The sequence below is a fragment of the Pseudoalteromonas 'SMAR' genome, assembly GCF_048515945.1.
Taxonomy (GTDB): domain Bacteria; phylum Pseudomonadota; class Gammaproteobacteria; order Enterobacterales; family Alteromonadaceae; genus Pseudoalteromonas.
On sequence record NZ_JBLWMW010000025.1, the window covers coordinates 57231 to 69123 of the forward strand.

The following is an 11893-nucleotide window of genomic DNA, read 5'->3' on the forward strand; positions in this document are numbered from 1 at the left end:
TTTTATTTGTTTTTATGGTGATTTGTTTTTTTTGAATGTAAGGATTACATGTCTTCTGTGTAACTTTGCCAAGGTAACTTCTGAAGATTTACCATAACTTGCTTTGCGCTGCGCCTAGCTGCCAGCAGCAGTACTAGGCGCATCACCGTTAAAGTGGCTGATTGATGTAACTATTTTCACCAAACTCAAAGACATTCACTTTGCCACACTGCGCAAAGTGGTTATTACTGTTATAGGGTCTATCGGCTTGTGCGATGTCCCCCTCCCAACCAACACCATTTTTAATAAAGGCTTTCACTTCAAACCAGCCCTGATGGGTTTGGCTACAGTCCACGTCCATTTCAAGTAACCAGTAATGTGGTCCCCAAGTGTTCAGCGCCATCACACCAAAGCCGTCTGTGGCATAACTTTTGACTTCCCCCCAACTACTGGGCCATTGATCGGTTGTCCAATCTAATGGACTGCCCATAGCCTCACTCGATTGATTCGACTCAGCTCCCAACCAGTCTAAGTAGTTATCTCCTTGCTTCCAATCATGGGTGGTCGTATTACGATGATTCAAATGTTTAATTGCAATACGACAGGCTTGCGGTTGGCTGTAACAGTCAACACCACGTGCTAATGCCGCATCATAATCCAATCCACCACGGATAAATAGGTCTTCACCCGCTTGCGTTGCAGCCTTAATAAATACCAAGGTTCTTTGCCAATCCGCATTGTCTGAACCACTGTCTATTTTAGCCTTATGATGAATGGCAATGGCGTCCATCGCCTCAAGTTGAACAGCAGCAAAGCCATTAGCGTCCACTTCAACGATGCGTCCAGTGCAGTGCGTATTACTTAACTCGCCAGTTAAGACATCGCAATAGCGTCCAGGAGCAAGACCGGTTTGTAGTGTGTTATCCATTGCTGTGTTTTCACGGTTTATCGCCACAAAGCCTAACTCACCTCGCGAAAATGCAATTTGGTTATTGCCGTTATCCCACCAATGGCGCACGCTCCAATCTCCATTGGTGTGATTGCGAAACTGCATCGCGCCTGCGATCATCGCTCTGCGATGCTCACATTGCCATAAAGCCGCAGTACAATTTACGTTATTGCCATCGTGTACAGCAACGCCTGGGCCTCCGGCATCAGTATCACCATTAAACTCATAGCTCGACATCACCTTAGGATAGCCATAGGGGTATGCCAGCATAAACACATTGGCTAAGTCATAGAGTTTACCATCATGAAAAGTAACGATATTTCCAGCGCCACCGTGACCGCGTTGGTTGTCATGGTTATCTGTGAACACCACGGCCTTATAGCTTGGCATCATGCCCCAAGCTTCACCAAAATTACTTAGCCATGCCAGCTTTCCTTGTTTGAATGTCTCTCCTAATTTCACACTGTATTTAAACTCTGTCACCAGACCATTACCTTGATATTCTGCTGCAGATACGGCTTCGCCACCTTGATCTATGACTTCCTGAAACACCAAGGGGGTATGCTGTAACTTAGCTAAGATATCGCCAATATCACTGGCTGGCATATGTTTACTGGCATCAAGACGAAAACCTGCCACGCCAAGACTTAATAAATCATTGAGGTAGCTAGCCAACCTTGTTTGCACATAGTGGGCGTCAGTATCGAGGTCGTGTAAGCCCACCAACTCACAATGCTGAACCCGCCAAGGATCGTTGCCGTAGTCTTCAGGGTTAATGGCACAGCTTGGATGGAAATCTTGCTCGGAGTAATCCTGGTACTGTTTGTTGCCATAGCTGTTCCCTGCCACACCTTGACCACTGCCATGTGCCATATGGTTAATCACCGCATCAACATAAACATCGACACCGGCGGCGCTGCAGCGGCTGACCATATCAGCAAATTCAGCACGGTTACCACCGCGACTTACCAGTTCATAGCTCACGGGCTGATATCGTGTCCACCAAGTGTCTCCTGTAATATGCTCATTCGGCGGCGATACTTGCACCGCTGCATAGCCCTTAGGCCCCAGAAAGGTTTCACATTCAGTAGCAATATCAGGCCAAGACCATTCGAATAAATGGACAAATGTGGTTGCCTCCCCTTGCGGTTGAGCGGCAGCAGGCAAGAAACAACTGGCTAGTAACAGCCCAGCGACAGTGTGGTTAAATTTGTGTTTTATCATTATTGCGTCTCTTATTCATACGAATTTCACAATATAGACACAATAATTAAACAATCTATTGAATACGTATGCATAAGGGGTAAAACTTAAGGGTGCACTGGCGCGGCCAAGCCTTCAAGGAGGTACTTTTGTAAAACTAACTCAAATTCACCGTTGTTTTTAATTTCAGCAAGCCCTTGATTAAAGGCAGTTAAAATCGTTTCAGCATGAGCATGGGATTTCATCACGCCAATATGAAGCGGCCACTTGGCAATGGTTACGTCGCGCATTTGCAGTTTAGCAAAGTGACGATATTGATTTTGCAGATATAAAAACACCAACTCGTCGATAACCACAGCATCCACTCGGCCTCGATAAAGTTGCGATAAACAGGCTTTTGGGGTGGTTAATTTCTCGATATGCAAATGCGCTATAGCACTCAAGACTTGCTCTGAGCGATAGCCACGAATAACACAGGTTCGCGACCCGCTTAATTCACTAATTTGTTTTAAGTGCAAAAAACGGTTGTTTTTGGTTACCAAAATTAAGCGGTTTATATAGTAGGGTTCGCTGAACAGGAATTGTTCAGCACGGGTTTCAGACCACCATAACGCCGGTATAATATCCACTTTGCCAGCCAGAGCTAAGCGCATTGCACGACTAAATGGTGTCGCTAAAAAGCGAAACGAGTGCCCTTGCTGCTTTAAAGCTAGGCTCACCACCTCATTAGCAAACCCCCTTTGATTATCAATAAGATATGGCGGCCATAAATTATGTGCCCCAGTTACCTCAGACTTGGCATTCACTACAAAGCTTGCTGCAAACAAGATGACATAAGCCGTTAATGCTTTAGTTGACCACACCTTTGTCCCCTCTACCTCACCTTGTAATAACTATAGTCGGCTTTTCGCGCCTTTCCCGAGAAAATAATCATGGCAGAAATTTCAACGATATTTGTCCCCTTCTCCCTAATGAACTGTAAACTAATGTAAATAGAAAGTAACCTTTAATTGAATTGTCATCAACAAAGTCTAAAATACCGCGACCGAGCAAAAACTCGGGAATTTTAAATACACGGGAATAAAAAATGATTAAAAAATCTATATTATCTTCAGCAATTGCATTGGTGTGCCTAAATGCCAACGCTGAAGTAATAATCTCAGAGTACGTTGAGGGCAGCAGCTATAACAAAGCCATTGAGCTTTATAATGGCTCTGACTCAGCCATTAACCTTGATGGTTATGCCTTAAACTTCTTCTTTAATGGTAAAACCGAAGCAGGACGCAACATCGCGCTCAGTGGTGAACTAGCTGCTAAATCAACGTACGTTATCACCCATGGCAGTGCAGCACCTGAATTACAAGAAAAAGCACAGCTCATCAGTAACAGCGTTTCATTCAATGGTGATGATGCCATTACCCTGACCCTGAACGACAACATTATTGACAGCTTTGGGCAGCTAGGTGTAGATCCAGGCTCAGAGTGGATTGATGGCGAAATCAGAACAAAAGACAGAACCCTCGTTAGAAATACCGCAATTACCACTGGTCGAGTAGATGCAACAGCCGCTTTTGTTGGCGAAGGGCAGTGGCAAGTATTTGCAAAAGACGATTTCAGCAACCTAGGTAGTCATATCAATGGCGCTGATGTGCCCGAGCCAGAGCCGCTGGTTTGTGGTCAAAACAACACCTTAATTAGCGCCATTCAAGGTGCAGCTCAAGCCAGCCCACTGACAGGAGAAATCGTAGAGGTCGAAGCGGTTGTCACCGCCAGTATGCAACAAAGCGGCGGCCTAAAAGGTTTCTTTATTCAAGAAGAGTTAAGCGATCAAGATAGCATTGATGCCACCTCTGAAGGCCTCTTTGTTTATTATACCGATACTCAGGTCAACCCAGGTGATGTGGTAAAGGTGCGTGGTACAGTTGAAGAGAAGTATGGCCAAACACAGTTAAACCGCATCGACGACCTAATCCTGTGCGGCACTGCAAGCGTTGCTGCCACCAACGTAAACCTGCCAGCTGATAATGGCTTGGAAGCGTACGAAGGTATGTACATTGCTATTAATAATGAGTTGGTTGTTAACGATACCTATGGCCTAAAGCGCTATGGTGAAGTGCGTCTTGCCACTGAACGCCTTTATCAAGCAACACAAATAGCACAACCAGGTGAGGCTGCTACTGCACTTGAAGCCGAAAACCAAGGCAAAGAAATTCTACTCGATGATGGTTCATCGGCTCAAAACCCTGAAGTGATCCCATACCCAGCGCCGACGTTAGATGCCTACAACACCTTACGATTAGGCGATACCGTCACTGGCTTAGAAGGCGTACTGGCTTATGGATACAGCCAATACCGCGTGCACCCCACCACCACACCAAGCTTTATCAACACCAATACGCGTACTGACGCGCCTCAAGTAGAGCAGCGTGGCGACTTACGTATTGCCAGCTTTAACGTCTTAAACTACTTTAATGGCGACGGCCAAGGTAGCGGTTTCCCAACCCCTCGTGGTGCCGATAACCTAGAAGAGTTTGCGCGTCAAAAAGCCAAAACACTGGCGGCGATCACAGCACTAGATGCCGATATTATTGGCTTATTAGAAGTTGAAAATGATGGCTTTGGTGAATTCAGTGCCATTGCAGACTTGGTAAAGGCCCTTAATGCCCAAGACAGTGATAATAACTATGCTTTTGTTAACCTCAATACTGAGCAAGTTGGCGGCGATGCCATTACTTCTGGCATTATTTATCGCAGCAATAAAGTCAGTGAAATCGGCACAGCGGCATTCACCGAACAAGTGCCATTTGATTACGGCAACCGACCACCTGTGGTGCAAACATTCAAAGACATTCACAGTGAGGAGACTTTCACCGTAGTAATGGCGCACCTTCGTTCAAAAGGCAGCTGCAGTCGCGCTGAAGGCTTAGATCAAGATCAAAACGATGGCCAAGGCTGTTGGAACAAAACTCGAGTTACTGCGGTAAATACATTATCACAATGGTTAGCTAGCAACCCGACTGGCGTCGCCGATGAGGATGTTATTATTCTTGGTGATATGAATGCCTATGCCCAAGAAGATCCCATCAAGACTTTCGTCAGCAATGGTTTTGACAATATCAAACAAACCCTTAATGGCAATAGCTTCGACTACTCCTATGTCTACAAAGGCCGCATTGGTAGCCTAGATCATGCTTTTGCATCAAACAGCATGATGGCAAAGATACAGTCAGTAACAGACTGGCACATTAATGCCGATGAACCTGTAGCACTTGACTACAATACTGAGTATAAATCAGACACTCACCAAGCGAGCTTGTACGCCGAGCATGCGTACCGTGCTTCCGATCACGACCCGGTGGTCATTGATTTAACACTGGCTAAAGAGCCAACTGATATCGAAGGTGAGTTTAGCGGGCTTGCAGGTTGGTTCTGGTGGCAACACCGTGCAATTACGCTTCCTGAAGGCTTTGATACCCTTGAAGTGTCCATTTCAGGCAAAGGGGAAGCTGACTTATATGTGCGCCATAAGAAGATGCCCAACTTCTTCAAATTCGATTGTCGTCCATACCTTTGGGGCAGTGAAGAAAGCTGTACTTTTGCGCAGCCTGCAGCGGGTAAGTGGAACTTCCGCCTGCGCGGAATTTTGCCTTACCACAACGTCACGTTGAAGTATAAAGCAACTAAAGCAAACTAAATCAAAAACCTAAGCCAAGTATCTTGATACTTGGCTTTTCTGGCTCTTACCACTTGCTGACTCATTTAAAAAATAGGATTAATAATTGCGACCAGGTGTTGAAGATATAAAACTCTCAATGGCACCGCGCTTTTGCATGGTCACAAATACGCGCCTGCCATCTTGACCACCAAAAGCCACATTCGTCGGGTACTGCCCTGTTAGGTTTACCTCTTTTAACAGCTTGCCAGCTGGCGACACTATCGCTATCTTGCCCAAGCCATAGCGGGCAATATAGAGATTACCAAGCTTGTCCGTTCGCATGCCGTCTAGGCCACCTTGTTGAAATTGGATCAGCAAGGTCTTATTGCTGATATTGCCCTGCTCATCAATTGAGTAGCGCCACACTTTACGTTGCACACTTTCATTCACGTAAAGTGTTTGGTTATCTGGACTTACCGCTATTCCGTTAGTAGTGCCCATCTTTGCTTCTAAACGCTCCACTACCCCATTGCTATCTATTCGCCATAGGTTTCCGCTTTGGTTTGACCAATTAGGATCGCTGGCGAACAAAATGCCGTTATCCATTATGGCTAAGTCATTGGGCTGATTCATGCGCTCTTCAACAGCAAAGGCCACTGGTTTTGGCTGTTGCGTTGCCCCAGGTTTAAGAGCATGGGCAGCGACCGTCCAAATAGTATGGTTTACATAATCCGCAATATACATATTCCCTTTGTCGTCGAAACGAATGCCATTTCCGATTGAGTCATTGGGTAAGTTAAACAATAACTTAGCTTGCCCCTTACCGTCGACTTTAGCGATACTGCCTTGTTTGCTGATATTTACCGCGTATAGGTAACCCTGTTTATCCACTGCGGGCCCTTCAATACCCTGAGTAAATACACCGTCAGTGATCCAGTCTTGTGCCTTATATTCTTGTGCCGCATTACTAAAGCTCGCGTGAACCAATAGTAACGCGAGTAAACCTGCTTTTTTCATGAATCCTGTTCCTTGCAAAATAAAAACAGCTGTCGCATGGAATAAATCCCAGCCATGACGATTTCTTCTTCTAACGATTGTAATGCCAACAATTCGGTATCTAACGACTTTGCTGGTGTTGGCGCTTGGCAATATTGCACCACTTGCGTACTCAGCGCTAAAAATCGCTTCAATTTGTTATTCACGGGCTTTAAGCTATGCAGCTGGGGGCTTAAATCAAGTAATTGCTCGGCGCTTGTTAGTTGCAGTTGCCAGTGCTTTACTTGCGCTTGAATGTCATGCAATGACGAGACATGTTGCTGACGATATAAATCAACCAAGTTTGCCAACTGCCTAAGTTGCTTACTTTCCACCGCGAGGTAATCCACAAAAGCATCTAACGGGGCTTGCTGATGGTATTGCTCTTGTAAATATTTAATATGGTGACGGGTGTAATAATGGCTAGGCTCAAGCAGTTGTGCCATGACATTGAGTAATTGCATGCTGTGCTGGCGTTGCTGCGTGCTCAGCTTTTCAGATAGTAGTTGGCTAAAGCCTTGTTGTTGCTGCGCTAAATGCTGTAAGCCAATCACTGTTGCGGCATATTCATTGATGGCAGCCAAACGGCGATACATATCATCCACCTCATTTGTCTGTGCTGGCGACCATAAACGCTCAGCAATAACAAACAATCGAGGCCATATTCTAAGGTCGAGGTTGCTTGAGGTTACCATTTCGCTCCAGATCGTCGCCTCTCCCCCTAAAATACGCTTAGCACCTTGAGCCGAGAGCGCTGGTGCAACTTGGATCTCAGCATTAGACAGTTTTGCGGTTGTAAGTGTTAAAGGGTAGCGACTATTACCAATCATCACGGCACTGTTGTTTGCTGCTATTAAGTCGAACTCAAAGTCTAGCGGCCCCATCCAACTGTCCAGTTTGGCACGCAAAAGCTTACCATCGACTTGAGTTTGCACATCAGCAACTCGAAAGTAATGATCGTTAAGCTTGATCAGCAACTGCTTTGCTATCTTAACCGCCACTCCTTTTACTGCACTGCCTTTCAACCTATTAATAACAAAGGCTTGCTGCCAGGTCACAGGTTGTGATAAATCCACTGTTGGTGACTTTATGATTGGGTCGTTTCGATAGTGAAAACTGCTGTACTGGGGCTGATCAATATAAAAGCCGGTAGATAACACCCCGAAATGCCCGGCCTCGACAATGTTATTTAAAGCATCGTGACCGCGCCACGATTGCACTACTACTTCTTTAGGTAATTGCGGGTGAAACACTTCATCCCAGCCCATCATAACTCGCTGATGACGTGCCAAAATAGGCTGTATTTGTTGGTTAAAGTAGCTTTGCAAATCGCCACCATCGTGCAAGGCGTGTTGCTGCATTAATTGTTGAATTTGCTTATTACCAAGCCAGTGATTGGGTTTCACTTCATCGCCACCAATATGAAGGTAGCGATCAGGGAAAATAGTAGCCATTTCGGCCACCAGCTTATCAATGAATTGATAGACCTGAGCATCGGCAATATTCAAAAGCGGTTCAAAGACCCCCCATTGACGTTGTAAGACATAGTTTTGTTGCTTTGCCATCAACTCAGGATAGGCAACTCCTATGGCCGTTGCATGGCCAGGCATTCCAAACTCTGGGACTACTCTCACTCCATGTAAAGCGCCGTAGTGGACAACCTCTTTTAGTTCGGCTTGAGTGTAAAACAAACCATCTGAAGCCAACTTAGTCAGTTTGGTAAAGCGCTTACTTTCTGCCCGCCAGCCTTGGTCATCCGTTAAATGCCAATGCAGAACATTTAACTTTGCTGCCGCCATGCCATCTATTTGCCTCTTAATGTCTGGCACAGGAATAAAGTGCCGTACACTGTCAATAAGCAATCCTCGCCATGGGAACCTTGGTGCGTCTTGCAGCTCAATAAAAGGCAGTGATAATTGCGATTGCGAGTGCTGCTGAAATAACTGCACTAAGGTGGCTAAGCCATGCTGTGCAGCAAAAACAGACTCGCCACGGATCTCAACGCCCGAGCTATTTATTGTTAATTGGTATTGTTCGTTCATCGTCGCGCTAGGCAATATCAACCCACTAGGTTCGGCACTACTGCTTTGTGCAATGACAACAATATCGGCCTGTTCTTTTACTGCTGAGTTGACCGCCACGGGCTGCTTTGCGATGCGGCTTAAATATTGGGCAAGCTTGGTAGTATGAAAGTCTTGTCGCTGCGTTTCGAAACCGACAAAAGCCACCGTCAAATCGTTAGAAAAAGTCTTTTTTTCTACCCCAACTTTCACCGTGCTGGGTTTCGGCATCAGCGCCAATTTTGCTGTGACTAAGGGGCTAAACAAGCCTATAAATAACAGCCAGCAAAGCAGCCAAGACGAAAAACATCGCTTAATTTTCATCACAATAATACTCCTCACTATCAAGCCTTGGCAGGCATTCGGGATTGATTAGTGCTCCATGATGTTGGATAACCTCAGCCGCAACGCGGTGGCCAAATGCAATGGCGTTCTCCAACGGTGCTTGGCGCAAAAACATTGCTAAAACCCCTGCAGCAAACGCATCGCCCGCAGCACAAGTATCCACGATTTGCTCAGTATCAAGTGCTATGGCAGGGCTTGAATGCCAATAATCACCTGCTTTGCGATAGGCTAAACAAGGCTGCTTGCCACGGCGTAAAATAAACAGTCCGGGGCTGCTTGGTTGTTTTAAATGAAATGGAACTATGTCCTTAAGATCCCTTAGACCATAGACATCGAGCTCATCTTGCACGGTTAAAAAGGCAATATCAGCGAGTGCCATCACAGCAAGATACCAAGGTGGAGCATGCCTATTTTGCCACAGTTCTGGACGGTAATTGTTATCAAAGAAAACTTGGCCACCTTGCTTTTTGAAGACCTTTAGTGCGTGTATCAAGTGCCTCAGCTGAGGCTCAGATAATATAGCTAAACTAATGCCACTGAGGTAAATCATGTCGACTTGCTTATGAAGTAATTGCGCTGTTAGTGGCTCATCTAGCGTAAAGTAGTATTTTGCCGCGCTATCATCACGCTGGTAACGAAAATATCGCTCTCCCGCTTCATCGGTGGTTAGCCAGTACTTACCAATTTCTTTTTCTTGGTGCTGAATTAGTAATACCGGGTTTATCTTGACCTTCTTGAGCAAGTGTTTAAATGCCAGACTAGAAGGTTCTGTGCCAATGGCAGTGGCATAAAATAATTGTGCTAAGGGATGCGTTTGATGGTTCATTAGTTGAGCTAGGTACCAAGCCGTATTTAGAGTATCGCCACCAAAATGGCGGCTGCCATCAACACGGTGCTCTATCATCGCCTCACCAAAAAAGACCAGCTTAGGGTATGCGCCTGTTGGTAACGTCATGACTGCTTCACTCTGCGGTTTGTGGTTTGGTCATCATTCGCTGGTTGCTGGGTCAACCAACTGACCACCACGCCAAAACAGGTGGCACTGACAAGCGCCGGCAATACTGGGTTACCAAAAAACTGTAGCCAACTAGTATTGCTATTCACTACTAGTGCAGCCAAGCTACCTGCCAGCAAAGAGGCTAAGCTTCCTTGCCAGGTATAACCCGACCAAAATCGTCCTAACACCCCCACTACGCATAGCCCAGATAATACCAATGCGATCATTTGGGTAATATAGCTAATGATATTATCGGCAATAACCGCCAGCGTTAATGCCAGCCCAACAGTAAACAACATGGCTAGGCGCGAAAACACTAGTTGCTGGTTTGCTGCAAGCTCGCGCTGACCAAGCCACTGATAAAGATCGCTTACCAGCACACTCACAGCCGCAATGGCATCTGAACTGGCACTCGATAAGGTTGCTGAAATACCGGCCAGTAGAATGAAGCCACCTAACGCCAAAGGCAGGGCATGCAATGCCATAAATGGAAAGGCAAAAGCTGGGTTATCTAACTCGCTGTTGATGGCATATGCGCTAATCCCAATCACGGCTGGTATGAGTGCAAAGCCCAAATACAACAGCCCAGACAACGCAAAAGACCGCCTGATACTCTGCACGTTGTTCGCGGCATAAATACGCTGACGAAATGAAGGAGTTGCTAGCACCCCCACCAAAATCGCGGTTGCCATGGATATGGCGGGCAGTAAACCGATATTGCGGTATGACAAGAGGCCACTGTCATGATTACTCTGGTGGTGTTTTAACGCCTCCCAACCGCCTAGAAGTTCAACAGCAAAATAGGCCATAAGTAAAAAGCCTAAAAATAAAATCACCGCTTGGATGGCGTCGGTCCACACCACGGCTGAGTAGCCACCAATAGTAATATAGATTGCTAGACCTACACCAATCATTAGCTTAGCCGTGGTTTCTTCAAGCCCAGTAAGCCAAGCCAAGTACATTCCGCCACCGATTAAGTGCGCCCCAAGCCAGCCAATACAAGCGCAGAAAATAACCACCGAAAGCACTTTCTTTACGCAAGCTTGATGGCCCACGTAACTGGCCAACTCCTCACTCATGGTAACAAACCCTTGCTGTCTAGCAGGTGCAAACAGCCAGGCCAGCAGCAATATTCCCACTGCCCCTCCTAAGCCATACAGCGAACCGGCCCAAGCATGTTGGTAAGCAAACCCAACAGCCCCCATTGACGACCCCGTGCCAACCATAGTTGCCACAGTGGTTCCCAACGTCAGCAGTAAAGGCACACTGCGCCCAGCAAGTAAAAAGTCATCACGGCTGCGCTGCCATCTTGAGGCGTACCAGCTGATGAGGATCATCACACTCAAATAAACCAGAAACGCAACAAGGAAATAGAATTGACTTGGTGACATCCCTACAGTGCTCCTTATTATTGACACTCAGGATTAAAACAGGTGACATCCACTTCAACCTTACAGTCGACCACCAAATCAGCGACCATGCAAATCCGTGCCGGAGGGTGCTCAGCAAAATACTCGGCAAATACTTTGTTAAATGACTGAAAATACCTGGCGTCGGTTAAAACCACAGAAACGTGAGTGACGTGCTGCAAGGAAAACCCAGCTTCGGACATAATGGAGGGCGTTCAAAATTCTGTGTCAGATAATAACGCCTAAATATCCAAGTACCCA

At 46.2% G+C, this 11893-nt stretch carries 8 protein-coding genes; 1 reads left to right on the top strand and 7 read right to left on the bottom strand.

From position 1 onward, the window contains the following. Positions 1 to 148: 148 nt before the first annotated feature. Positions 149 to 2152 (bottom strand): alpha-amylase, encoded by a 2004-nt coding sequence (locus ACNKW2_RS11770; protein WP_419148741.1) that lies wholly within the window; start codon positions 2150 to 2152, stop codon positions 149 to 151. An 86-nt stretch (positions 2153 to 2238) separates the two neighbouring features. Then, the gene (locus ACNKW2_RS11775; RefSeq protein WP_419148742.1) at positions 2239 to 2994 is read right to left on the bottom strand and encodes a substrate-binding periplasmic protein; all 756 of its coding nucleotides are present in this window, start codon (positions 2992 to 2994) and stop codon (positions 2239 to 2241) included. A gap of 224 nt (positions 2995 to 3218) precedes the next feature. Here ACNKW2_RS11775 and ACNKW2_RS11780 point away from each other — a divergent pair, with 224 nt between their 5' ends. Continuing rightward, entirely contained in the window at positions 3219 to 5825 is a 2607-nt protein-coding gene (locus ACNKW2_RS11780; RefSeq protein WP_419148743.1) for an ExeM/NucH family extracellular endonuclease, read from the top strand. A gap of 78 nt (positions 5826 to 5903) precedes the next feature. Here ACNKW2_RS11780 and ACNKW2_RS11785 read toward each other — a convergent pair whose 3' ends face one another. From ACNKW2_RS11785 to ACNKW2_RS11805, 5 genes are read right to left on the bottom strand one after another with little or no spacing between them, the layout of a single operon-like run. Further along, a complete protein-coding gene (locus ACNKW2_RS11785; RefSeq protein ID WP_419148744.1) occupies positions 5904 to 6803 on the bottom strand; it encodes an SMP-30/gluconolactonase/LRE family protein in 900 nt (299 codons plus the stop codon). Beyond that, a complete protein-coding gene (locus tag ACNKW2_RS11790; protein ID WP_419148751.1) occupies positions 6800 to 9205 on the bottom strand; it encodes a family 20 glycosylhydrolase in 2406 nt (801 codons plus the stop codon). The genes ACNKW2_RS11785 and ACNKW2_RS11790 overlap by 4 nt, the downstream gene beginning before the upstream one ends. Continuing rightward, on the bottom strand, positions 9195 to 10181 hold the full coding sequence (locus ACNKW2_RS11795; RefSeq protein WP_419148745.1) for a sugar kinase: 987 nt from the start codon (positions 10179 to 10181) through the stop codon (positions 9195 to 9197). Before ACNKW2_RS11795 ends, ACNKW2_RS11790 begins: the two co-directional genes overlap by 11 nt. Then, the gene (locus ACNKW2_RS11800; protein ID WP_419148746.1) at positions 10178 to 11614 is read right to left on the bottom strand and encodes a sodium:solute symporter family protein; all 1437 of its coding nucleotides are present in this window, start codon (positions 11612 to 11614) and stop codon (positions 10178 to 10180) included. The genes ACNKW2_RS11795 and ACNKW2_RS11800 overlap by 4 nt, the downstream gene beginning before the upstream one ends. A gap of 17 nt (positions 11615 to 11631) precedes the next feature. Further along, positions 11632 to 11835 (bottom strand): RidA family protein, encoded by a 204-nt coding sequence (locus ACNKW2_RS11805; protein ID WP_419148747.1) that lies wholly within the window; start codon positions 11833 to 11835, stop codon positions 11632 to 11634. Positions 11836 to 11893: the final 58 nt, after the last annotated feature.